The 24,161-nt window shown below is 66.9% G+C and carries 14 protein-coding genes; 10 read left to right on the forward strand and 4 right to left on the reverse strand.

The genetic code is table 11. From position 1 onward, the window contains the following. Window positions 1-133: 133 nt before the first annotated feature. A complete protein-coding gene (locus ACK543_RS14155; protein ID WP_409943482.1) occupies window positions 134-1,024 on the reverse strand; it encodes an NAD-dependent epimerase/dehydratase family protein in 891 nt (296 codons plus the stop codon). Window positions 1,025-1,568: 544 nt separating this feature from the next. On the opposite strand from ACK543_RS14155, the gene ACK543_RS14160 reads away from it, so the two are divergent. Together ACK543_RS14160 and ACK543_RS14165 are read left to right on the forward strand one after the other, a co-directional pair. Then, complete coding sequence (locus tag ACK543_RS14160; protein WP_409943483.1) at window positions 1,569-2,465, forward strand: dienelactone hydrolase family protein; 897 nt, start codon at window positions 1,569-1,571, stop codon at window positions 2,463-2,465. A 320-nt stretch (window positions 2,466-2,785) separates the two neighbouring features. After that, window positions 2,786-3,634 carry a ZIP family metal transporter gene (locus tag ACK543_RS14165; RefSeq protein ID WP_409943484.1) on the forward strand — a complete coding sequence of 283 codons (849 nt, stop codon included), beginning with the start codon at window positions 2,786-2,788 and terminating at the stop codon, window positions 3,632-3,634. Window positions 3,635-3,701: 67 nt separating this feature from the next. On the opposite strand, the gene ACK543_RS14170 is transcribed toward ACK543_RS14165, so the two are convergent. Together ACK543_RS14170 and ACK543_RS14175 are read right to left on the reverse strand one after the other, a co-directional pair. Then, entirely contained in the window at window positions 3,702-4,466 is a 765-nt protein-coding gene (locus tag ACK543_RS14170; RefSeq protein WP_409943485.1) for a LytR/AlgR family response regulator transcription factor, read from the reverse strand. Beyond that, entirely contained in the window at window positions 4,463-5,692 is a 1,230-nt protein-coding gene (locus ACK543_RS14175; protein ID WP_409943486.1) for a sensor histidine kinase, read from the reverse strand. The genes ACK543_RS14170 and ACK543_RS14175 overlap by 4 nt, the downstream gene beginning before the upstream one ends. Window positions 5,693-5,744: 52 nt before the next feature. Here ACK543_RS14175 and argH point away from each other — a divergent pair, with 52 nt between their 5' ends. The 7 genes from argH to ACK543_RS14210 all read left to right on the forward strand — a co-directional run bounded on the left by argH (window position 5,745) and on the right by ACK543_RS14210 (window position 21,997). Beyond that, window positions 5,745-7,214 carry an argininosuccinate lyase gene (gene argH, locus ACK543_RS14180; protein ID WP_409943487.1) on the forward strand — a complete coding sequence of 490 codons (1,470 nt, stop codon included), beginning with the start codon at window positions 5,745-5,747 and terminating at the stop codon, window positions 7,212-7,214. A gap of 309 nt (window positions 7,215-7,523) precedes the next feature. Next, window positions 7,524-13,532 (forward strand): alpha-2-macroglobulin family protein, encoded by a 6,009-nt coding sequence (locus tag ACK543_RS14185; RefSeq protein ID WP_409943488.1) that lies wholly within the window; start codon window positions 7,524-7,526, stop codon window positions 13,530-13,532. A gap of 82 nt (window positions 13,533-13,614) precedes the next feature. Further along, entirely contained in the window at window positions 13,615-15,951 is a 2,337-nt protein-coding gene (gene pbpC, locus ACK543_RS14190; protein ID WP_409943499.1) for a penicillin-binding protein 1C, read from the forward strand. A gap of 290 nt (window positions 15,952-16,241) precedes the next feature. Beyond that, a complete protein-coding gene (locus ACK543_RS14195) occupies window positions 16,242-17,420 on the forward strand; it encodes an L-lactate dehydrogenase (protein ID WP_409943489.1) in 1,179 nt (392 codons plus the stop codon). Window positions 17,421-17,581: 161 nt separating this feature from the next. Then, entirely contained in the window at window positions 17,582-18,772 is a 1,191-nt protein-coding gene (locus ACK543_RS14200) for an NAD(P)/FAD-dependent oxidoreductase (RefSeq protein WP_409943490.1), read from the forward strand. Between the two features lie 140 nt (window positions 18,773-18,912). After that, window positions 18,913-20,610, forward strand: coding sequence for a thiamine pyrophosphate-binding protein (locus ACK543_RS14205; protein WP_409943491.1), 1,698 nt, complete (start codon window positions 18,913-18,915; stop codon window positions 20,608-20,610). Between the two features lie 145 nt (window positions 20,611-20,755). Beyond that, a complete protein-coding gene (locus ACK543_RS14210) occupies window positions 20,756-21,997 on the forward strand; it encodes a Y-family DNA polymerase (RefSeq protein ID WP_409943492.1) in 1,242 nt (413 codons plus the stop codon). 111 nt (window positions 21,998-22,108) lie between these two features. Here ACK543_RS14210 and ACK543_RS14215 read toward each other — a convergent pair whose 3' ends face one another. Next, window positions 22,109-22,366: an acyl-CoA-binding protein gene (locus ACK543_RS14215; RefSeq protein ID WP_409943493.1), complete on the reverse strand. Its 258-nt coding sequence runs from the start codon at window positions 22,364-22,366 to the stop codon at window positions 22,109-22,111. Between the two features lie 309 nt (window positions 22,367-22,675). Between ACK543_RS14215 and ACK543_RS14220 the strand changes: the two genes are divergently transcribed. Next, window positions 22,676-24,157, forward strand: a complete 1,482-nt coding sequence (locus ACK543_RS14220; RefSeq protein WP_409943500.1) for a wax ester/triacylglycerol synthase family O-acyltransferase — start codon at window positions 22,676-22,678, stop codon at window positions 24,155-24,157. Window positions 24,158-24,161 lie beyond the last annotated feature (4 nt).

The following is a 24,161-nucleotide window of genomic DNA, read 5'->3' on the forward strand; positions in this document are numbered from 1 at the left end:
CGAAAATCGGCCCCAGCGAGGACAGTTTTTGCCGAATTTGCAGCCCCATAGCCGAGCTATGGGGCAAAAAGGCGGTTAAAAATGGACCGCTGCGGTCGATTTGCAGCCGACGATTTCCAAGTCCGACAGGCTCCTAGCGCCAGGCGGTAGCCACGAGCTGGCTGTAATGCACGCCCTGGCGCCCCAGTAACTGCTCGAACGCCGCCGGGTTACCCACGTTGTCGCTGCCCAGCATGGTCAGTGTCTCGGTGCACCAGGGCACGCTCGGCACCATGTCGCCCATGCGGGCGGTGAGTTGGGTCAGCGGGTCGGGCAGGCGCATCACCGTGGCCGGCTTGCTGCCCATCTGCTGGCGCAGGCTGGCAATGAAAGCGCCCATGGACAGGGCCTCGGGCCCCGTGCAGTCGATGACGCCTTCCGTGGCCAGGTGCGGGCCCAGCAGTGCGGCAATGGCCGCCGCCACATCGTGCACCGACACGGGCTGCACGCGGGCGGTGAGCATGGGCCCCGGGAACAGGGCCACCGGCAGGCGCGCCAGGTTCATGAACAGGGCGCTGCTGTCGCCGCCCTTGCCAAACACCACGCTGGGCCGCAGCACGGCCGGGCTGATGTGGGCGCCCTGCTGGCGCAGGCCCAGCAGGTGCTCGTCGGCTGCCAGCTTGGTGCGGGCATAGCGGGTGCTGCTGCCCACGATGCCCAGGGCCGACACCTGCACCACGCGGCGCACGCCGGCCTGCACGCAGGCGTCAAACAGCGCAATCGGCGTGTGCTGGTGCACGGCGTCGATTGGGCGAGCGCGGGTGTCGCGCAGCACGCCCACGGTGTTGACCACCGCGTCCACGCCTTGCAGTCGGGGCAGCCAGACGCCCGGCGTGGTGTCGCGCGCAAAGTCCACGGGTACGCGGTTGCCACTGGCAGCGTGGCGGGGCGATACGCCGGCAATCACGGTATGTCCGGCCTGCTCCAGCACCTGGGTGACGGCCTGGCCAATGAATCCGGCCGAGCCGGTGAGAAAGATACGCATGCAACAAACCTTTGTATATGTGCCCGGGCGCGGCAGGGTGGGGCGCGGTGGCTGCCCGCCAAAAACCGCAGAACGCCAGAGCCACGTGGCAGGCAGTTTGCCAGAGGGTGAACCCCTGGCGTCGGTGCAGGGGCAATGGTCGCCAGGCCAAGGCCAGGCATGTTTTGCAACGCTGGCCACGGGGCCGCGCCCGCTCGGGGCGGTGTGCTACGGGCTGGCTCCATGCCCCCTGGGGAACCTCTGCATAACTCCCTGCGGTCTGCGCGGGCCCGGGCTCGGGCAGTCCACGGCGTTGCTTTTCTTGCCAATAGCCATGCTATTGGCTGCAAAAAGTGCCTTGCGGCCTATCCCGATCCGCACCAGCGCATCCTCGCGAGGGTTATGTAAGAGCTTCCCTGGCTTTCTTGCTGCGCGAGAATACGGTGTGGCGCGCCGCGGTGCAATGCAGCGCGTCTGCGCCCGGCGCGTGCCCACCCGGCGCTGTGCCCTCGTCTGACATCTCTTGTCCCCTGTCTGCAAGCCATCACTCACTTGGAGAACCGCCATGCTCGACCACGATCTTCATTCCGACGTCCGCGCGCTTCTGCCCGGCACCACCACCGAGGCGGGCCCCAGCCGACGCACGGCGCTGCAGGCTGCGCTGGGCCTGGGCTACGCGGCTGCCGCAGCGCCGGTGATGGCGCAAACCGCCATTGCCACGCCAGCGGACGGCCTGGTGGCCGGGGAGGTGAGTTTCATGGTCAATGGTTTCAAGGTGCCTGCGTACCGCGCAGCGCCTGCAGGCAAGACGGGCCTGCCGGTGGTGCTGGTGATCCATGAAATTTTCGGCGTGCATGAATACATTGCCGATACCTGCCGCCGTTTCGCCAAGGCGGGCTATCTGGCCATCGCGCCGCAGCTGTTTGCCCGCCAGGGTGACCCCGGCCAGTACACCGAAGCCGCCAAGCTCATGGCCGAGATCGTCTCCAAGGTGCCTGACGCCCAGGTGATCGGCGATCTGGACGCCACGGTGCAGTGGGCGGTCGCCCATGGTGGCGATGCGGCGCGGGTGGGTGTGACGGGGTTCTGTTGGGGCGGCCGCATGACCTGGCTTTATGCAGCACACGGCCCGGTCAGGGCGGCCGTGGCGTGGTACGGCCGCCTGGTCGGCCAGCCCGGCGGCCTCACGCCCAAGCACCCGGTGGACATTCCGCTCATCCTCAAGGCACCGGTGCTCGGCCTGTACGGCGAAAAAGATACGGGCATCCCCCTTGACACGGTTGATAAGATGAAAACTGCCTTAGCCAGCGGTTCGCCGCAGGCCAAAGTTTCGGAGTTTGTGGTGTACCCCGACGCGCCCCATGCCTTCCACGCCGACTACCGCGCCAGCTTTCGCAAGGAGGCCGCGGAAGATGGCTGGAAGCGGGCCGTGGCCTGGTTCAAGACCCACGGCGTGGCCTGATGCGGCCTAGGAGCCTGTCGGACTTGGAGCGTCGAAAGCGAAAATCGGCCCCAGCGAGGACAGTTTTTGCCGAATTTGCAGCCCCATAGCCGAGCTATGGGGCCAAAAGGCGGTTAAAAATGGACCGCTGCGGTCGATTTGCAGCCGACGATTTCCAAGTCCGACAGGCTCCTAGGGGCGCGGGCTGACCGCCCGGCCCCTGGCCAAGCGCGCTGCGGTGGGAGTTGGGTGGCCACCCACAAGGTGATGTGCTCGGGTTTGCCGATCAAAAATATCAACAAAAAAGGCATCCGCCGCGCGATGCATAAGCCATTACAGCTATGAATTTGATAGCAATTATTCTTGCCACGCTGGCTGCGGGCATCGGCAGCGTGTGGCTGGCGGCCCTGCTCATGCGCCTGGGGATGGGGCGGCGCGACGACAGCGCTGTGGGCCCGCAGCATCTGCTGAGCCTGGCAGCGGGCGCGCTGCTGGCCACCGCCTTCATGCACCTGCTGCCGGAGGCGTTCGAGAGCGCGGCCGGGGCGCATGACCTGTTTGCGACCCTGCTGGTGGGCGTGGTGTTTTTCTTTCTGCTCGACAAGGCGGAGCTTTGGCACCACGGGCACGAGCACAGCCACGCGGTCGCCAAGCCTGCGGGTGCGCTGCATGCGCACGGGCACGACCATGCGGGCCACGGTGGGCACCCTCAGCATCATGACCACGCCCACGCCCCGCGCGGCGGAGGCTGGTCGGTGCTGACGGGCGACAGCGTGCACTGCTTTGGCGACGGCATCTTGATCGCCTCGGCTTTTCTGGCTGACATGCGTCTGGGCGTGATCGCTGCCGTATCGGTGCTGGCGCATGAGGTGCCGCACCACATGGGCGATCTGGTGGTCTTGCGTCAGAGCAGCCCCAACCGCCGCATGGCGCTGATCAAGGTGTCGCTGGCCGGGGCGGTGACCGCGCTTGGTGGTCTGACGGGCTTTTACCTGGTGGGGCAGCTGCAGGATTTCCTGCCCTATTTTCTGGTGGTGGCCTCCAGCAGCTTCATCTACGTGGCGCTGGCCGATCTGATTCCCCAGCTCCAGAAGCGGCTCACGGCGCGCGAAACGGTGGCCCAGATTGCGTGGCTGATCGCGGGCATGGCCGTGGTCACCATGGTGAGCGGCGTAGCGCACGCGCACTGACGGGTCGCTTGGCACCCCGCAACCCGCAAAGCCTGATGCGGCAGGCTGCGGAGCCGGACGTGCCGGGTCAGCGGGCCAGTTCTTCGCGCACCGCCGCCACCTGCCGGCGCGATACCGTCAGCAGCTCGGTGGAGCCCTGCAGCCGCACGGCCCAGCCTTCACCCTCTTCGGCGTCGTAGTGTCTTTCCAGTGCGCGCACGGCGCGGCGCGCTACCAGGGCGTTGCGATGGATGCGTAAAAAGCGCGGCGCAAAGCGTGTTTCCAGGTCGCTCAGTGCGCCGTCCATGATGTAGCTGCGGGTGGCGGTGCGCACCGTCACGTACTTTTGTTCGGCCTTGAAGTACAGCACCTCGGCCACCGGCAGTCGTTCGGTGCGGCCGCGGTCCTGGATGAGCAGCGTTTCACTCTCGGGCAGGGATGTGGCTGATGGCGGTGCTGGTGCGCGCGTTGTGCGCTGCACTTTGGCAATGGCCTGCAGCAGGCGCTCGCGGCGTACCGGCTTGGTAAGGTAGTCCACGGCGTCCAGCTCAAAGGCGCTGACGGCGTGTTCGGCGTGGGCGGTGACGAAAACGATGGCAGGCGGCTGGGGCAAGGCACGCACCGCATGGGACATCGCAAGGCCATCCTGCCCGGGCATGTGGATGTCCAGCAGGATGAGATCAAAGCCCCTGCCACCGGTCGGGCCCAGCAGCGCCAGAGCCTCGGCCGCGTTCGAGGCCTCGGCCACGGTCAGGCGCTGCTGCGGTACCGGCAAGGTATCCCGGCAGTCGCCCAGCAGGGTGCGCAGTCGGCTTCGGGCCAGGGCCTCGTCGTCAACGATCAGGATGTTCATGGTTGATCTGGGTCGGGTGTGGATGCGGGGCTGGTGGGCGCGATACCACGGCGGGGGCTGCTGACGGGCCGCGGAGCGCCGTGGTTTCGGCGGCTGGCCGCGTGGCCCTGGGGCTCCCGCCGGGCTGGCTTGCTGGCGGATGCCGGCAGCGTAATGCGTACTTCATACAGGCCGTCGCGCACGCCTGCACTGAAGTCGCTTTGCACATCGTGCAGCAGCGCCAGCCGCGCACGCACGTTGGCCAGCGCGATGCCGTGGCCCCGCGGGCTTGCGTCGTCGCCCTGGCCCGGCTTGCCATCGCTGCCGTGCAGTGTGTTGGTAATGCGAATCACCACACGGCTGCCGCGCAGCTCGGTCAGCACACGCAGCCGCCCGCCGCGGTCGCTGGGCTCCACACCGTGCTTGACCGCGTTTTCCACCAAAGGCTGCAGCAGCAGCGGGGGCAGGCGTGCGTTGTCGGTGCGCGCATCCAGGCTCCATTGCACCTGCAGGCGCTCGCCAAAGCGCACCTCTTCGATGGCCAGGTAACGGCGCGCCAGCGTGATCTCTTGGGCCAGTGTGACCGACTCACCCTGCTCGACCAGCGCATGGCGAAACAGCTCCGACAGGTCTTCCAGCAAGGATTCGGCTTTGGCGGGCTCCTCGCGCACCAGCGCGATCGCACTGTTGAGGGTGTTGAACAGGAAGTGCGGGCGTATGCGCGACTGCAACTCCGTCAACCGCGCCGTGGTGGCTGCGGGCGTGCGTCCGCGGGCGCGCAGCACCAGCGCCGCCACCAGCAGGGCCGCCAGCAGGGCGCCGGTGGCCGTGCTGGCCACCCAGTGCGCCGAGGTGGTGTAGTGCACCAGGCCCAGCATGCCACAGGCACATGCCCCGGCCAGGGCCCCCAGCACCACGCCAGCAGCGTACTGCTGCACCGTACCTAGGCGCTGAAGCCAGGTTTTGAGGCTGCAGGCGATGATCAGCCACAGCAGCGTGGCGGGCAGCGTACCGCCCGTCAGCAGGGCCAGCGTGGCAACCCAGTCCAGCAGCGAGGCGCTGACATACAGCGCGCCGACGCCCACAACGGCCTCCACAAACAGCACCGCGCGCAGCACCACGCCCACATGGCAGGCATCGAACACCAGGGCCCGCCCACGGGGCACACCGCCACCGCGGTATGGGCGACCGGGGGGATGCGGGTCCAACGGCAGGGGCTGGGTCGATAATAGGCGGCTGTTATGCATTGCGGCATCCGGTCAGACCGGGTGTCTGACTTTCCGGATTATTGCCCCCCTTATGCACAAAGCCCAAGCCACCGGCAACGCGCCTGCACCGTCCCACAACCAGCTCGACACCAAAGCCCAAGCCTGGTCGGCGCTGTTCTCCGAGCCCATGAGTGATCTGGTCAAGCGTTACACCTCCAGCGTGTTCTTCGACAAGCGCCTGTGGCAGGCCGACATTGCAGGCAGCCTGGCCCATGCCGACATGCTGGCCGCGCAGGGCATCATCAGTGCCCAGGACCATGCCAGCATCCAGCGCGGCATGGCGCAGATCACGTCGGAAATCGAGGCTGGACAGTTGGAGTGGAAGCTGGATCTGGAAGACGTGCACCTGAACATCGAGGCCCGCCTGACGCAACTGGTGGGCGACGCCGGCAAGCGCCTGCACACGGGTCGCAGCCGCAACGACCAGGTGGCGACCGATGTGCGTCTGTGGCTGCGCGGCGAGATCGATCTGATCGCTGACCTGCTCGCGGAACTGCAGCGATCGCTGGTGGAGGTGGCCGAGCAAAACGTCGATGTGATTCTGCCGGGCTTCACGCACCTGCAAGTGGCCCAGCCGGTGAGCTTTGCCCACCACATGCTGGCCTATGTGGAAATGTTTGCCCGCGACGCCGAGCGCATGGCCGACGTGCGCCGCCGCGTCAACGTGCTGCCCCTGGGCAGCGCGGCCCTGGCTGGCACCACCTACCCGCTGGACCGCGAGCGCGTGGCCAAAACCCTGGGCATGGACGGCGTGTGCCACAACAGCCTGGACGCCGTGAGCGACCGCGACTTTGCCATCGAATTCACCGCGGCCGCCAGCCTGTGCATGGTGCATGTGAGCCGCCTGTCTGAAGAACTCATCATCTGGATGAGCCAGAACTTCGGCTTCATCAGGATTGCAGACCGATTCACCACGGGTTCATCGATCATGCCCCAGAAGAAGAACCCCGACGTGCCCGAACTGGCCCGCGGCAAGACCGGCCGCGTGGTCGGCCACCTGATGGGCCTGATCACGCTCATGAAGGGCCAGCCCCTGGCCTACAACAAAGACAACCAGGAAGACAAGGAGCCGCTGTTCGATACGGTGGATACGCTCAAGGACACCCTGCGCATCTTTGCCGAGATGGTGGGTGGCCAGACCAACCCGGCCACCGGCAAGAAGGAAGGCGGCATCACCGTCAACGCGCAGGCCATGGAGCAGGCCGCGCTCAAGGGCTATGCCACGGCCACCGACCTGGCCGACTACCTGGTCAAAAAGGGCCTGCCTTTCCGCGATGCGCACGAGACCGTGGCCCATGCCGTGAAGGCTGCCACCACCCACGCGTGTGACCTGTCGGAACTGCCGCTGGCCGTGCTGCAGGGCTTTCACCCCGCCATCGAAAACGACGTGTACCAGTGCCTGAGCCTGCGCGGCTCGCTCAATGCCCGCAACACCCTGGGCGGTACTGCCCCTGCCCAGGTGCGCTTGCAGCTGGCACGGCACCGCGCACGCCTGGCCTGAACCGGGACCGGTGTCCGTCGCAACCTTCCAGCAGGCCCTGGCCTGCAGCGTCCTCGCGCCTTGCCAGCGCACCGCATCACAGCCCGATCAGGCGCGTCCCTGCTGAAACATGCGGGCTGGTTTCCGCCGCAGTGGCTTGTCCAGCCCGCAGCGGGGCACGGCGGTGCCGCTTCGAACCCATCGCGCGCCCGTTGCCCGACAAGCTCAGGAACGCGCAGCGCACCGCAGGCACGCACACGTAAGCGCGTGCAACGTCTGTGGCGGTAGCAAGGCGTTTTGATACGCTTGCCGATTCCGGGGAGGGAAGCTGTGAACATCAAAAAATGGATCGTGGCCAGCGGTCTGGGTCTGCTGGCAGTGGGCGCGCATGCGCTGCAGATCACGGGTTTTTCGCCGCAGGGCGAGGTGGCGCGGGTGCGGCAGGTGGTGACCAGGTTCGATAGCGCCGCCGTGAACTTTGGCGACCCGAAGGCGCCTGCCCCGCTCACCCTGAGCTGCAGTGACGCCAGTGCCAGCCGTGGCACGGGCCGCTGGACCAGCGAACGCGAGTGGGTGTTCGACTTCGACAACGACCTGCCGCCCGGCGTGCGCTGTACCGCAACGGTCAAATCTGGGTTCAAATCACCCTCTGGCGCTGAGCTGGCAGGCGTTAAAAGCTATCAATTCAATAGCGGTGGGCCGTTTGTGCAGAACATTCGCCCCGGGACCTACGAGCGCATCGATGAAGAGCAGTTCTTTGTGCTGGAGCTCAATGGCCCCGCCACGCTCGAGAGTCTTCGCACCCAGGTGTGGTGCGTGGCGCAAGGCCTTGGAGAGCGCGTTCCGGTGCGGCTGATTGAGGGCGAGCAGCGCACGGACATCCTCAAGTCCCAAGGCATTGACCGGCGTGCTGCGCAGGCTCCTTTGCAGTTTGCCACGCTGGCGTGCAACCGTCGCCTGTCCTCGGGCTCGCGCATGCAGCTCGTCTTTGGCAAGGGGGTGGCCACCCCCAGCGGCGTTGCCAACGCCGTGGAAAAGCGCTTTGATTTCACCGTGCGCGAGCCGTTTGCCGCCGATTTTAGCTGCGAGCGTGAAAACGCCCAGGCGGCGTGCCTGCCCATTCGACCGATGCAGTTGAGCTTCAATGCGCCAGTTCCGCGCAAGCTGGCTGCCGCCATCCGGCTGAAGTCCTCCAAGGAGTCGCTCAAGCCCGTGATCGATGCAGGCGCGGCCGAGTCGCAGGCCGACACGCTGGTCAGCAGCGTGCAGTTTGCCGCGCCCCTGGACGAAAACACGTCCTTCATGCTGGAGCTGCCGCGCGACTTCAAGGACGCATCGGGCCGCACGCTGCGCAATGCCGACAGCTTTCCGCTCAAAGTGGCCACGGGGGGCATGCCGCCCCTGGCCAAGTTTGCCGCCGCGCCCTTTGGCATCGTCGAGCGCTTTGCGGAGGGGCCAGCGTCCGACAAACCGCCGGCCTTGCTGCCCGTGACACTGCGCAACGTCGAGGCCGCGCTGCGCGTGCAGGGCTTGCAGGCGAATGCGCCCCAGGCGGCTGCCGACGCGCCGCAGGGCAAGGTCAGTACCCTTCGGCCCCGCAGCGATGCCGAAATCATGGCCTGGTTCCGAAAGGTGCAGCGCTATGACAACTATCTGGTGGACCGCCGACTGGCGCGGCGCGATGTCACCGGCCCATTGCCCAAGGTGCTCGACAACGACCGCGACTATGTCCAGTCGCGCATGCTGTCGCTGCTGGCGGGCAAGCCGGGCGTGCGCACACTGGATCTGCCCAAGCCCGCCAGTGGCGACCTGCGCCCCTTTGAGGTGGTGGGCATTCCTCTGCCCCCCGGCTTCCATGTGGTGGAGATCGCATCGCAGCGGCTGGGTCAGTCGCTGCTGGATGACCGGCATGGCGAGGCCCGGACGATGGTCGTGCGCACCTCGGCGCTGGTCACCAACCTGGGTGTGCACTTCAAGCTGGGCCGCGAGAACGCGCTGGCCTGGGTGACCACGCTGGACAAGGGCCTGCCCGTGCAAGGCGCAGCCGTGCGGGTGTCGGACTGCCGCGGCAAGGAGCTGGCCCAGGCGGTGACCGATGCCCAGGGCGTGGCCCGTTTGGAGGGCCTGTCGGCCGAGCCCCCCGGCTGTACCAGCCAGCGCGACGACGATGGCGGCCAGGCCTACTTTGTGAGTGCCCGGCACCAGGGTGCGGATGGTGTGGAAGACATGGCCTTCACCTGGAGCGACTGGCAGCGCGGCATCGAGCCCTGGCGCTTCAATGTGCCTGCCAGCCGTGCCGCCGCGCCCGACGAGCGCGCCCACACCATCTTCGACCGCACCCTGTTTCGCGCTGGCGAAACGGTGTCGATGAAACACCTGCTGCGCGCCGAGACGCGCCAGGGTTTTGCCCTGCCGGGGTCGCGCCCGGACGCGCTGGTCATCACCCATCTGGGCAGCGGTCAGCAATTCACACAGCCGCTGGCATGGCGTGGCACGCCCACCGGCGGGCTCAGCGCCCAAAGCAGCTTTGCCATTCCCCCGGCTGCCAAGCTCGGGGTGTACCAGGTGGAACTGGCGGGCAAGGGCTTGGTGAACACAAGCTTTTCGTCGGGCCAGTTCCGGGTGGAGGAGTTCCGTCTGCCGGTGCTGGAAGGGCGGATTGCGCCGACCGACAAAAAGCCGCTGGTGCGCGTGCGGTCGGTGCCCACCGATGTGCAGATCAACTACGTGTCGGGCGGCGGTGCCGCCCACCTGCCGGTGCGTGTGTCGGCGCTGGTGCGGGGCAAGTATTTGCAGTACGACGACTACGAAGCCTTCAGCTTCAACCCGCCCCGCAACCGCGACCAGGCGAGCAACCGCAGTGATGACGAGGAACCCACCGCCAGCCAGGATGGACGGGTGATTGCCGACAAGCTGCCACTCACGCTCAACAAGGAAGGCGCGGGCAAGGTCACCATCGACAACGTGCCGCCCATCCGCCAGCCGCAGGAGCTGCTGCTCGAAGCCACCTACGCCGACCCCAATGGCGAAGTGCAGACCCTGCGCAGCACGCAGACGCTGTGGCCTGCCGCCGTGGTGGCGGGTATCAAGACCGAAGGCTGGGTCTCGGCGCGGCAGAAGATCCGTTTCCAGGCACTGGCGCTGCAGCACAGCGGCAAACCCGCGGCAGACACCTCCTTGCAGGTGCAGGCCGTGGCCCGCACCACCACCACCACCCGCAAGCGCATGGTGGGGGGCTTTTACAGCTACGACAACCAGACGGAAACGAAAGACCTGGGCACGGTGTGCAGCGGCAAGAGCGACGCACGCGGCCTGCTGCTGTGCGACGCCAAGCTCGACCAGCCGGGCGAAGTGGAGCTGGTGGTTACCGCCACCGACAAGGACGGCAACACCAGCGTGGCGGCCTCGTCGGTGTGGGTCACGCGCCAGGGCGAGTTGTGGTTTGGCGGCGAAGACCATGACCGCATCGACCTGCTGCCCGAAAAGAAGAGCTACCAGGCCGGCGAGACCGCCAAGTTCCAGGTGCGCATGCCGTTTCGCTATGCCACCGCCCTCGTGGCGGTGGAGCGCGAAGGCATCATCGACACGCAGGTGGTGCAGCTCAACGGGCAGGACCCCACGGTGAGCCTGAAGGTGCAACCCGACTGGGGCCCCAACGTGTATGTGAGCGTGCTGGCGCTGCGCGGCCGCCTGCGCGAGGTCCCGTGGTACAGCTTCTTCACCTGGGGCTTCAAGGCTCCGCGCGAGTGGTGGACCTCGTTTTGGTACGAGGGCAGGGAGTACAAGGCCCCTACCGCGCTGGTCGATTTGTCCAAGCCCGCGTTCCGCCTGGGGGTGGCAGAAATCCGCGTGGGCACCCAGGCCCACCAGATCGACGTGAAAGTGGTCACCGACAAGGAAAGCTATGCGGTGCGCGGCAAGGCGCAGGTCACCATCACTGCCACGCTCCCCGGCGGCAAGCCTGCAGCCAACGCTGAGGTGGCTGTGGCCGCTGTCGATCAGGCCCTGCTGGAGCTGATGCCCAACACCAGCTGGAACCTGCTGGACGCCATGCTGCAGCGGCGCAGCTGGGGTGTGGAGACATCGACCGCGCAGATGGAGATCATTGGCCGTCGGCACTACGGTAAAAAGGCCGTGCCAGCAGGCGGCGGCGGGGGCAGGGCGCAGACGCGCGAACTGCTCGACACCCTGCTGCTGTGGGAGCCTGCGCTCAAGCTCGATGCCAATGGCCAGGCCAGGGTGACGGTGCCGCTCAACGATGCGCTCACCACCTTCAAGATCGTGGCGGTGGCCGATGCATCCACCGGGCTGTTTGGCACGGGCAGCGCCAGCATCCGCGCCACGCAAGATTTGCAGATCATCAGCGGCCTGCCGCCGCTGGTGCGCGAGGACGATCAGTTCCGCGCGCAGATCACGCTGCGCAACACCACCAGGGCGGCGATGAAGGTCGAGGTGGCCCCGCGTGCGACGCTGCTGGATCTCAAGCCGCAGACGGTGGAGATCCCCGCGGGCGAATCGCGCGAAGTGGCGTGGAACGTGACCGCGCCGCCCCAGCTGGCGCAGACCCGCGCCCAGGCCATCCTGTGGGAGATCGAGGCCAAGGACACGGTCAGCGGTGCGCGCGATGCCCTCAAGGCCAGCCAGCGGCTGATCCCGGCCGTGCCGCTCACGGTACAGCAGGCCACGCTGGTGCAGGTGGACGGCAGCTACACCCTGGATGTGAACCCGCCCGCCGACGCGATACCGGGCCGCGGTGGCCTCAAACTGTCGCTGCAGCCCAAACTGGCCGAGGGCCTGCCCGGCGTGCGCGACTGGTGGGCGCGCTATCCCTTTGCCTGCCTGGAGCAAAAGACCAGCAAGGCCGTGGGCCTGCGCGATGCCGCGCTGTGGCAGACCGTGGTGGCCCAGTTGCCTACCTACCTCGACAGCGACGGGTTGGCCCATTACTTCCCGCCGCGCGATGGAGATGCCAGCCGGGGCAGCGACACGCTGACGGCCTATGTGCTGGCCGCCACGCACGAGGCTGCAGCCCTCAACCCCGCGTTTGCCCTGCCCGACGCCGCCCGTGCGCCCATGGAGCGCGGCCTGATCGCCTTCGTGGAAGGCCGCATCGAGCGCAATTTCTGGAGCCCGCGCAAGGACCTGGACATGCGCAAGGTGGCAGCCCTCGAAGCCCTGTCGCGGTACGGCAAGGCCCAGGGCCGCATGGCCAGCAGCATCACCATCGCGCCCAACCAGTGGCCCACACATACGGTGATCGACTGGCTCAATGTCTTGAAGCGCGTGGCCGATGTGCCCGATCGGGACAAGCGCCTGGCCGAGGCCATGCAAATCCTTCGCGCCCGGCTGTCCTACCAGGGGACGCGGCTCATCTTCAGCACCGAGCAGGACGACTACTGGTGGTGGCTGATGCAAAGCGGCGATGTGAACACCGCGCGCCTGATGCTGGCGGTGATGGACGACCCCGCCTGGAAGGACGACATGGGCCGCCTGGCCAGCGGGTTCATCGCCCGCCAGCAGGCCGGTGCGTGGCACACCACCACGGCCAACCTGTGGGGCGGGCTGGCGCTGGAAAAATTCAGCGCCAAGTTCGAGGCCACGCCGGTGTCGGGCACCACCCGGGCCGCGATGTCAGCGAACACCGCCACCGTGGACTGGAGCAAGGTCGAGCGCATCAAGTCTGGCGACCCGGTGGGCGCCGCGCACCAGACCTCGTGGTTTGGCGCACCGGCATCGCCCGGCAATTTCAGGAACAACACCATGTTCCTGCCCTGGAGCTCCGGTGCGGGCAAGGCGGGCGGCAGGGAGTCGCTGTCCGTCACGCACCAGGGCACCGGCAAGCCCTGGCTCACGCTGCAGTCGGTGGCCGCCGTGGATCTCAAGGCACCGTTTGCGGCAGGCTATGCGATAAAGAAGATCATCACCCCGGTCGAGCAGGCCAACAAGGCGCTGCCCGCCGGCCAGTACACGCGCGGCGATGTGCTGCGCGTGTCGCTGGAAGTCACCGCCAGCGCCGACATGACCTGGGTGGCCATCACCGACCCGATTCCGGGCGGTGCCACCATCCTGGGCAGCGGCCTGGGACGTGATTCGGAAATCGCCACGCAGGGCGAACGGCGCAGCGGTGCGGGCTGGCCCGCGTTCGAGGAGCGCAGCTTTGAATCGTTCCGCAGCTACTACGAGTACCTGCCCAAGGGCACCGTCAAGATGGAGTACACCGTGCGCCTGAACAACGCAGGTGACTTTGCGCTGCCACCGAGCCGCGTGGAAGCCATGTACGCGCCCGAGATGTTTGGCGAATACCCGAACGCACGGGTGAAGGTGGAGGTGGCAAGGTAGTGCGGCTGCGTCGCTATCGCGCTGCCGATCAACGGTTCGCATCGCGCCGAAGCCGATGAGCGATTTGACCGAGGGCACACGGATGCATCAGGCCCTGCGCTCGTGGAACGCCGCCCCCTCGAAGTGGGTGGCTGCGCTGGCGCTCGCCTGTTGCGCCATGTCCGCTGGGGCGCTGCCTGCTTTCGACGAGGTGCGTGCCGACTTCCGCCCCTCCGACACCCTGATCCTCTCGCGCGAGGGCGAGGTGCTGCAGCGCCTGCGCACCGATGCCACCGTGCGGCGCGGCCGGTGGGTGCCGTTGGCCGATGTCTCACCCGCGCTGCGCCAGGCGCTGGTTCTGAGCGAGGACAAACGGTTTTACGAACACAGCGGCGTGGACTGGCGGGCGGCCACGGCGGCGGCGTGGGGCAATCTGTGGAACCAGCGCACGCGCGGGGCCAGCACCATCAGCATGCAGCTGGCGGGCCTGCTCGATGGCGACTGGCGCCAGGGCCCCGGCGGGCGCACCGTGCCGCAAAAGCTGGGGCAAACGGTGGCGGCCCAGGTGCTGGACCGGCGTTGGCGCAAGGACCAGATCCTGGAGGCGTACCTCAACCTGGTGCCGTTTCGTGGCGAACTGGTGGGCATTGATGCGCTCTCGCGCACCTTGTTTGGCAAGGCCGCGCACGGCCTGGACGATCGCGAGGCTGCGGTGGCGGCCGCCTTGGTGCGGGCGCCCAACGCGCGTCCGGCCCTGGTGGCCCAGCGCGCCTGCGGTGTCCTGCGCGACATGCAGCACCCCGGCCAGCGTGCCGTGCGGGTGGACTGCGATGCGCTAGATGTGTTTGCGGCGGCGGCCCTGCAGCGCCGTGCCTTTGATGCCAGCGAGGGCGTGGCCCCCCACCTTGCGCGCCACCTGCTGCGCCAGCGCTTTGGCCAGGACGTCTCTGCCGTACCCGAGCGCGTGCACAGCACGCTGCGCGCGCCCTTGCAGCGCTTTGCGGTGGCCAGCCTGCAGCAACACCTGCGCGAGCTGCGCGGCCGCAATGTGGAAGACGGGGCGGTGCTGGTGCTCGATAACGCCAGCGGCGACGTGTTGGCCTGGGTGGGGTCGTCGGGCCAGCTCAGCCAGGCCAGCGAGGTTGATGGCGTGCTGGCGGTGCGCCAGCCGGGTTCCACGCTCAAACCTTTTTTGTATGCGCAGGCCATCGCTGAGCGACGCCTCACGGCAGCGTCGCTGATCGAAGATTCGCCCGCGCAGATCAGCACGGCCAGCGGCCTGTACATCCCGCAAAACTACGACCGGCAATTCAAGGGCTGGGTGTCGGTGCGCACGGCACTGGCCGCGTCTTTGAATGTGCCTGCCGTGCGCACGCTGGTCATGGTCACGCCCGATGCGTTCCACCGGCAGTTGGCTGCCGTGGGGATGCCGCTTCGCGAGACAGGCGACTACTTTGGCTACAGTCTGGCCCTGGGCAGCCCCGAGGTGCCGCTGCTGCACCTGACCAACGCGTATCGAACGCTGGCCAACGGGGGGCGCGCAGGCGCGGTGCGCGTGCTGGCTGCGGCGGACACCCCGGCGCGAGCTGGCAGGGCGGCTGGCGCGCAGCCGCGCTCGGCCCAGGCACTGGATGCGGGGGCGGCGTACATCGTGGGCGACATCCTGTCGGATGGCAATGCCCGGGCCCGCACGTTCGGCACCGACAGCGTGCTGGCCACGCGCTTTTGGTCGGCGGTCAAGACAGGCACCAGCAAGGACATGCGTGACAACTGGGCGGTGGGCTGGTCATCGCGCTACACCGTGGGGGTGTGGGTAGGCAATGCCAGCGGCGCGCCTATGCATGATGTGAGCGGCACCAGCGGAGCAGCGCCGATCTGGGCGGCAGTGATGGGCTTCCTGCACGCGCGCGAACTCAGCCGCGCTCCGCGACCACCGGTCGGGCTGATGCGGGCGCCGGTGCGCTTTGGCAGTGATGCGAGTGGCTCCCAGGCGATGGAGGCGGCCCGTGAGGAGTGGTTTGTTGCCGGCACGCAGCAGGCGCTTTTCGCTATAGATTCAATAGCTGCAATCGAAGACGCGGCAAGCGCAAGCGGCAAAAAAACATCCAAAAATGCGGCCGTGGCTGCGCGGGCAGTGCCTGACACGTCTGCGGCTCGCATCACAGCGCCCGTGGCAGGCACGGTGATTGCGCTGGACCCGGACATCCCGCCTGCCAGCCAGCGCCTGCAGTTCGTGGCCGGGCCCGCCGCGGCGGGTGCCGACCTGCGCTGGCGCTTGGGGGGGCAACCCCTGGGCAAGGGCGCTCGGGTGGCCTGGCTGCCGTGGCCCGGGCGGCATGTGGTGCAGTTGACCGATGGCCAGGGACGGGTGCTCGATGAGATCCGTATCGAGGTGCGCGGCGCTGGTGTTGCCGCTGGTGTGCCCAAAAAGTCGGTGTGAGCCGTCGCAGACGTGGTGGTAACCGTCTTGGAAATTTGTTGCACCCTGCTGCACAAATAAATTTGATGGCTCTTGTGCAGCCCAGCGCTTACCATGCGGTCCATGATCACCCGGGCGCTTTGCCAGTTGCGACCACCCTCATCCGGTTGTGCCTGTGACTTGGCCTGAAGCGCCCGCCCCTGGGGAGGCTCTGAATCACCCTCGCGAGGAAACGCTTGCCCGAGCCCGTGCCAGCGCAGACCGCAGTAAGTGATGCAGAGGTTCCCTGGCCTTTGTTGATGGAGCCCCGCGTGCCCGACCTGTCCAAAATAACCTGCATCGAAGACCTGCGCCTGGTGGCCAAGCGGCGCGTGCCCCGCATGTTCTATGACTATGCCGACTCGGGCTCGTACACCGAGGGCACCTACCGCTCCAACGAGAGCGACTTTCAGGCCATCAAACTGCGCCAGCGCGTGGCCGTCAACATGGAAGGCCGCAGCACGCGCACGACCATGGTGGGCCACGATGTGGCCATGCCCGTGGCGATTGCTCCCACCGGCCTGACGGGCATGCAGCACGCCGACGGTGAAATCCTGGGTGCCAAAGCGGCCAAGGCGTTTGGCATTCCCTTCACGCTCTCGACCATGAGCATCTGCTCCATTGAAGACGTGGCACAGCACACCGGCAACCACCCGTTTTGGTTCCAGGTGTACGTGATGCGCGACCGCGACTTCATCGAGCGCCTGATCGACCGTGCCAAGGCCGCCAACTGCTCGGCGCTGCAGCTCACACTGGATTTGCAGATTCTGGGTCAGCGTCACAAAGACATCAAAAACGGCCTGTCGGCTCCGCCCAGGCCCACCCTTGCCAACCTGATCAACCTGGCCACCAAGCCACGCTGGTGCCTGGGGATGCTGGGTACGCCCCGGCGCAGCTTCGGCAACATCGTGGGCCATGCCAAAGGCGTGGGCGACCTGTCCTCGCTGTCGTCGTGGACGGCCGAGCAGTTTGACCCGCAGCTCAATTGGGGCGATGTCGAATGGATCAAAAAGCGCTGGGGCGGCAAGCTCATCTTGAAGGGCATCATGGACGCTGAGGACGCACGCCTTGCGGTCAACAGTGGTGCTGATGCGCTGATCGTCAGCAACCATGGTGGACGCCAGCTCGATGGCGCGCCCTCGTCCATTGCAGCCCTGCCCGGCATCAAGCAGACCGTGCAGCAGATGGGGGGCGGCATCGAGGTCTGGATGGATGGCGGCATCCGCAGCGGGCAGGATGTGCTCAAGGCCCGTGCGCTGGGCGCGCAGGGCACGCTGATTGGTCGCAGCTTCCTGTACGGGCTGGGCGCCTACGGCGAGGCCGGAGTGACCCGCGCGCTGCAGATCATTCACAAAGAGCTGGATATCACCATGGCGTTTTGCGGCCATACCAACATCAACACGGTGGATGCATCCATCCTGGTGCCCGGCACCTACCCTCAGGCGGCGTAAGCACCAGGGTACCGCCCTGCATCCCCGGCGCAACCGCGGGGTGGAGCATCGGCCGGTGCCGGGCAGCGTCAGCAGGGCGCGATCAGGCAGCCGCGCGGGCCATGGTCGGCCGGTAGCTACCATTCGGGCAGGGCATCCCACGGTTGACTTCCATCCCCTTCATGACTGCTATGTCTGAGCCCATCGTGATCATTGGCGGCGGCGCCATCGGCAGCGCCATTGCGTACTTCCTGACGCGGCAGCAACCCGGCTGTGATGTGGTCGTGGTCGAGCGTGACCCGACCTACGCCCGCGCGTCGTCGGCGCTGTCGGCCAGCTCGATCCGTCAGCAGTTCTCCACGGAGATCAACATCCAGATCTCGGCCTACGGGATTGGCTTTTTGCGCAGCGTGGGCACACTGCTGGCCTGCGGTGGTGACGTGCCCGACATCGGCCTGCATGAAGGCGGCTATCTGTACCTGGCCACGCAGGCCGGCGCGGCCACCCTGCGCGAGAACCATGCGCTGCAACGGCAGCACGGAGCCGATGTGGCGCTGCTCAGCCCGGATCAACTGGCCGAGCGCTTTGCGTGGCTGGCGCTGCGGGATGTGGCCCTGGGCTCGCTGGGCTTGTCGGGCGAAGGCTGGTTTGACGGCTACCTGCTGCTGACAGCCCTGCGCAAAAAGGCGCAAAGCCAGGGCACGCGCTACCTGGCCGACGAGGCCGTGGGGCTTGCGTTGGCGGGCAGCGATGGCGTCCGCCATGTCAGCGCAGTACGCCTGAATCGGGGCGGGGCGCTGCCCTGCCGCTATGCCGTGAACGCGGGTGGCCCCTGGGCTGCCGCGATTGCCGGATGGGCTGGCATCGAGCTGCCCGTGGTGGGTAAGCGCCGCACCGTCTTCAACCTGACCAGCCCCGCCAAGCTCCCGGGGTGCCCGCTGCTCATCGATACCAGCGGCATCTGGCTGCGGCCCGAGGGGCAGGGTTTCATCTGCGGCTTTGCGCCCAGCCCGGAGAGCGATGCCGACTTTGCCCCGCTCGAGCCGGAATACACCGCCTTTGAAGAGCACCTCTGGCCTGTGCTGGCCGAGCGCATTCCGGCGTTGGAGGCGCTGCGCGTGCAGGGGGCCTGGGCGGGCTACTACGAAATGAACACGTTTGACCATAACGCGCTGGTGGGCCTGCATGCCGGGTGCGACAACCTGGTGTTTGCCAACGGGTTCTCGGGCCACGGGCTGCAGCAGTGCCCTGCCATTGGGCGCGGGCTGACAGAACTGATGCTCAGCGGACGCTATCAAACCCTGGATTTGTCGCCACTGTCCATCCAACGCATTGAACGCAATGCGCCGCTGCTCGAAAAGAACGTGATCTGATCGCGCAACTGGCGATGCGATCCGTGTTGCGGGGTGGAGCCCGCGCAGCTTGCGCTAGCGCACTGCACCAATGCGTGCGAGGGCCGATACTCTGCCTTGCCCGTGGTCTCTTTTTTTCATTTTTGATGTGGACGCCTGACATGACCCAGCCTTCGTCTCCCCGCAGTCCCTTGCCGCGCACCGGCGGCCAGATCCTGGTCCAGCAGCTCATCAACCACGGCGTCGAGCACTTGTTTTGCGTGCCCGGCGAAAGCTACCTGGCCGTGCTCGATGCCCTGTGCGACGCCAGCATTGCCGTCACCGTGTGCCGCCAGGAGGGCGGCGCTGCCATGATGGCCGAGGCGCAGGGCAAGCTCACCGGTCGGCCGGGCATCTGTTTTGTGTCGCGCGGGCCGGGCGCTGCCAATGCCTCGGCTGGCATCCATATTGCCCACCAGGATTCCACGCCCATGATTTTGTTGGTGGGGCAGGTGGCACGTGGAACGACAGGGCGCGAGGCCTTCCAGGAGCTCGATTACCGCGCCGTGTTTGGCACCATGGCCAAGTCGGTGGTGCAGGTGGACGACCCTGCGCGCCTGCCCGAACTGATTTCGCAAGCCTTCCACATGGCCACATCCGGCCGCCCGGGCCCCGTGGTGGTGGCGCTGCCCGAAGACATGCTGACGAAAACCGCCACCGTGGCAGATGCGCTGCCCTACCAGGTGACTGAAACGCACCCCGGCGCCGCGCAGATGGCCGAGCTGGCCCGTCGGCTGAAGGCTGCGCACCAGCCCGTGGCCATTGTGGGTGGCAGCCGGTGGTCTGAACAGGCCGTGCAGGAGTTCGCGGCGTTTGCGCGAGCCTGGTCGTTGCCGGTGTACTGTTCGTTCCGTCGGCAGATGCTGTTCCCGGCCAGCCATGCCTGTTATGCCGGCGACCTGGGCCTGGGCGCGAACCCCCGCCTACTGGCGCGCATCCGCGAGTCTGACCTGGTGCTGGCGGTGGGCGCGCGCCTGTCGGAAATTCCGTCGCAGGGCTACGAACTCTTTGCCATTCCCAACCCGGTGCAACCCCTGGTGCATGTGCATCCCGATGCCAACGAGCTGGGCCGGCTGTACCGACCGGCGCAGGCCATCCACGCCACGCCGCAGGGCTTTACGGCGGCGCTGGCCTCCATACGGCCCAAGGGCTCCGTGGCCTGGCGCGCCCATGCCGAGATGGCTCGGTCGGAATACATCCTGTGGAGCGACACCAACCCGATCCAGATACCCGGCGCGCTGCAGATGGGCCCGGTCATGCAGCACCTGAAGTCTGTGCTGCCGGCCGACACCATCGTGTGCAACGGCGCAGGTAACTTTGCCACCTGGGTCCATCGTTTCTGGCCGTTCACCACCTATGCCAGCCAGCTGGCGCCGACCAGCGGGTCCATGGGTTATGGCGTGCCTGCGGGCGTGGGTGCCAAGCGCCTGTGGCCGCAGCGCGAGGTCGTGGTGTTCGCGGGCGACGGGGATTTTCTGATGCACGGGCAGGAGTTTGCGACCGCCGTGCAATATGGCCTGCCCATCACGGTGCTGATCCTGGATAACGGCATGTACGGCACCGTTCGCATGCACCAGGAGCGCCAGTACCCGGGTCGCATCAGCGCCACCGGATTGAAGAACCCCGACTTCAAGGCTTATGCCCTGGCCTTTGGTGGCCATGGCGAACGCGTGGAGCGCACGGAGGACTTTGCCCCCGCACTGGCCCGCGCACGCGCCAGCGGCTTGCCCAGCGTGCTGCATTGCCTGATAGACCCTGAGGCCATCACGCCCACAGGCACCTTGCAGGGCATTCGCAGCGCCGCGCGCGCCCGGCGATAGGGCGCAAGGCGGGGCCGTGGGGCAGGCAGTGCAAGGAGCGGCCCCCGTTGCGCGCAAAATGGATGGCGTGATACCTCCAGCGCCAGATTTGCCCTGCGATGACGCGTGCGTGCCTGCCGTGCGGCGGCGCATTGCACATCTGGACATGGACGCATTCTTTGCGTCGGTGGAGCTGCTGCGCTACCCGCAGCTCAAGGGCCTGCCGGTGGTGATTGGCGGCGGACGCCGCAACGTGGATGACCGGCTGCTGCAAAGCCCGGATGGTTCGGGGCCGCGCGACCCCCGGTTCATTCCGGTCTCGGATTTCCCTCTTCTGAAGGACTACGTGGGCCGCGGCGTGATCACCACCGCCACCTACCCGGCACGGCAGTTTGGCGTGGGCTCGGCCATGGGCATGATGAAGGCTGCCAGGCTGTGCCCGCAGGCCATTGTGCTGCCAGTGGACTTTGACGAGGTGCGCAGGTATTCGCGTGCCTTCAAAGCCGCGATTGTGGAGATCGCCCCGGTCATGCAGGACCGCGGGGTGGACGAGGTCTATATCGACTTCACCGAGGTGCCCGGCGGTCAGCGCGAAGGCGGGCGCGTGCTGGCGCGGCTCATCCAGAAAAGCATTTTTGACAAGACGGGCCTGACCTGCTCGATTGGCGTTGCGCCCAACCGCTTGCTGGCCAAAATGGCCAGCGAGTTCAACAAGCCCAACGGCATTTCCGTGGTGTACGAGGAGGATCTTCAGGCGCTGATCTGGCCCTTGCATGTGCGCAAGATCAACGGCATCGGGCCCAAGGCGGGCGAAAAACTGGCAGGGCTGGGCATCCACACCATTGGCGAGCTGGCCGCCCAGGATCCGCAGTGGTTGATGGCACGGTTTGGCAAGTCCACCGGCGCCTGGATGCACCGGGTGGCCTGGGGCCAGGACGACAGCCCTGTGGTGACCGAGAGCGAGCCCGTGAGCATGAGCCGCGAAACCACCTTTGACCGCGATTTGCACGCCGTGCGGGACCGCGCCGAACTCTCGCGCATCTTCACCGACCTGTGCGTGCGCCTGGCGCAGGACCTGCAGCGCAAGGGCTACGCCGCGCGCACCATCGGCATCAAGCTGCGTTATGAGGACTTCAAGATTGCCACGCGGGACCAGACGAGCGAGGCCCACATCGCAGACGCGGCCTCCATCCGGCAACTGGCGGGCCAATGCCTCAAGCGTGTGCCGCTGGACAAGCGCCTTCGGCTGCTGGGCGTGCGGGCCAGCGGGCTGGCGCGTCGGGGGCAAGAGCGGGCGGCAGTGGCCACGGTCGGGCCCGACGCCCCGCCCCGGCCTGCTGCCGCCGGTGCGGCAGCTCGCCGCCAGCGCGATCCGGTGGGCTCCATGGATACCGGCCAGCTTTTTTAATCCTATTGAGTCGGCACCTTTGAACTTGAACCAGCCGTTCGGGCTGAGCCTGTCAAAGCCTTGCGCAGAGCTTCGAACCGCATCAACGCATTCAAGTTGGTTGATGCCGACTCAACAGCTCAGTGAGGCGATCAGGTCGATGTACTGCTGCTTGGCGGCCTCGGCATCGGTGCCCTTGAGGCTGTTCCAGGCGTCCCACTTGGCGCGGCCCACCATGTCGGAAAAGCCGGGCTTCTTTTCGGTGTTGTCGCCCACGGTGGCCTGTTTGTACAGGCCATAGATCTTGAGCAGCGTGGCGTTGTCGGGGCGCTCGCTCAGGTTTTTGGAGTTGGCGACGGCGGCTTCAAAGGTGGCGGTCAAGTCGGACATGGACGGGCTCCTGGGGGCTGAAAAAATGCTGGAAGGAAGGATTTCAGCGCATGAGGGGGAGGGAAACAACGGTGGTGGCACCAGCGGGCCGCGTTGTATCTTACGTTCTGCACCGGCTGCAATCGCCAGTGCCCTCCAAACGCCACAACCACAGATATCCATCCGATGGTGACTCGCACAACCGCCCCTGCCGCATCTGCCCGCACATCCCAGACCACCGGCCTTTCGTCGCCGGGGCGCGGGGCACCACCCCGGGCCGCTGCGGCGGCTGGCACCGCGCGCCGGGCAGCCACCGTGGTCCAGAAAAACATGCGCCGCGCCGCCACGGGCATGCTGGGCCTCTCGGGCGAGCGCATGAGCAAGGTGGACACCGCCTGGCTGCGCATGGATTCGCCCAGCAACCTGATGATGATCAACGGCGTGTGGACGCTCTCACCCGGCATCACCTGGCAAGCGCTGTGCGAGCGCGTGCAGCAGCGCCTGCTGCAGTACCCGCGCTTTCACCAGCGCGTGGTGGAAGACGCCGCTGGCGCCACCTGGGTGGAAGACCGACAGTTTGACATCACCGCCCATGTGCTTCGCGAAACGCTGCCGCACCGCAAGGGCCAGAGCATGCAGCACGCCTTGCAGGACCGCGTGGGCGAGTTGGCCATGCAGCCACTGGACCCGCGCCGGCCGCTGTGGCAGATGCACCTGATCGAAGATTTCGTCGGTGACGACGGCCAGCGTGGCAGCGCGCTCATTGTGCGCATCCACCACTGCATTGCCGATGGCATCGCCCTCATTTCCGTGACCATGTCCCTGGTCGATGGCGGCGCAGAGCCCCCGCGCCGCAAGCGCCAAAGCCCTGCCGATGCCGCAGCCACCGCCGAGGACTGGATTGCCGACATGCTGATCAAGCCCTTTACCGGGCTCACGGTGAAGGCGCTGGACCTGGCCGGTGACGGTGCCGCGCGATCCCTGCAGATGCTGGGCACCCCCGAAAAGACCGTGCAGCATGGCCTGGCGGGCACGATGGACATGGCCCGCGTGGCCTACCAGCTCGTCAGCGACGCCGCCGCGCTGGCGCTGATGCCTGACGACTCCCCCACGCGCCTCAAAGGGCAGCCGGGGCGCGCCAAGCGCGTGGCGTGGTGCCCACCCATCCCGCTCGATGAGGTCAAGGCCATCGGCAAAGCGCTGAACTGCTCCATCAACGATGTGCTGCTGTCATGCGTGGCCGGTGCCATTGGCGGCTACCTGCGCGGCCAGGGCGACGACCCCACGGGCCAGGAGATCCGGGCCATGATCCCCGTCAACCTGCGCCCCATGGAGGAAGCCTGGAAGCTGGGTAACCGCTTTGGCCTGGTGCCGCTGGTGCTGCCCATTGGCATGGCCAACCCCGTCGAGCGCGTATACGAGGTGCGCTCCCGCATGAACGCCTTGAAGGGCAGCACCCAGCCCATCCTGGCGTTTGCCATGCTGGCCGTGGCGGGCCTGATGATCAAGCCCGCACAAGACGCGCTGCTCAACCTGTTTGGCCGCAAGACCACCGCCGTGATGACCAACGTGCCCGGCCCCAAAGAGCAGCTCACCCTGTGCGGCGCGAAGGTCACGCAATGCATGTTCTGGGTGCCGCAGTCGGGCGACATCGGGCTGGGTGTCTCCATCCTGAGCTACGGCGGCGGCGTGCAGTTTGGCGTGATCACCGACACCACGCTGTGCCCCGAGCCGCAGCAGATCATCGACGCGTTTGCGCCCGAGTTCGCGCAGTTGTCGCTGCTGACGCTGATGCTGCCCTGGGGCGAGTGAAGCG

It is taken from the genome of Acidovorax sp. (genome assembly GCF_046341535.1).
Lineage (GTDB): Bacteria > Pseudomonadota > Gammaproteobacteria > Burkholderiales > Burkholderiaceae_C > Acidovorax.

Excerpts from the sequence above, each read along its gene's own strand:
- ACK543_RS14155 (WP_409943482.1), bottom strand. The coding sequence starts at position 1,024 with ATGCGTATCTTTCTCACCGGCTCGGCCGGATTCATTGGCCAGGCCGTC.
- ACK543_RS14160 (WP_409943483.1), top strand. The coding sequence starts at position 1,569 with ATGCTCGACCACGATCTTCATTCCGACGTCCGCGCGCTTCTGCCCGGC.
- ACK543_RS14165 (WP_409943484.1), top strand. The coding sequence starts at position 2,786 with ATGAATTTGATAGCAATTATTCTTGCCACGCTGGCTGCGGGCATCGGC.
- ACK543_RS14170 (WP_409943485.1), bottom strand. The coding sequence starts at position 4,466 with ATGAACATCCTGATCGTTGACGACGAGGCCCTGGCCCGAAGCCGACTG.
- ACK543_RS14175 (WP_409943486.1), bottom strand. The coding sequence starts at position 5,692 with ATGCATAACAGCCGCCTATTATCGACCCAGCCCCTGCCGTTGGACCCG.
- argH (WP_409943487.1), top strand. The coding sequence starts at position 5,745 with ATGCACAAAGCCCAAGCCACCGGCAACGCGCCTGCACCGTCCCACAAC.
- pbpC (WP_409943499.1), top strand. The coding sequence starts at position 13,615 with ATGCATCAGGCCCTGCGCTCGTGGAACGCCGCCCCCTCGAAGTGGGTG.
- ACK543_RS14200 (WP_409943490.1), top strand. The coding sequence starts at position 17,582 with ATGACTGCTATGTCTGAGCCCATCGTGATCATTGGCGGCGGCGCCATC.
- ACK543_RS14205 (WP_409943491.1), top strand. The coding sequence starts at position 18,913 with ATGACCCAGCCTTCGTCTCCCCGCAGTCCCTTGCCGCGCACCGGCGGC.
- ACK543_RS14210 (WP_409943492.1), top strand. The coding sequence starts at position 20,756 with ATGGACGCATTCTTTGCGTCGGTGGAGCTGCTGCGCTACCCGCAGCTC.
- ACK543_RS14215 (WP_409943493.1), bottom strand. The coding sequence starts at position 22,366 with ATGTCCGACTTGACCGCCACCTTTGAAGCCGCCGTCGCCAACTCCAAA.
- ACK543_RS14220 (WP_409943500.1), top strand. The coding sequence starts at position 22,676 with ATGCGCCGCGCCGCCACGGGCATGCTGGGCCTCTCGGGCGAGCGCATG.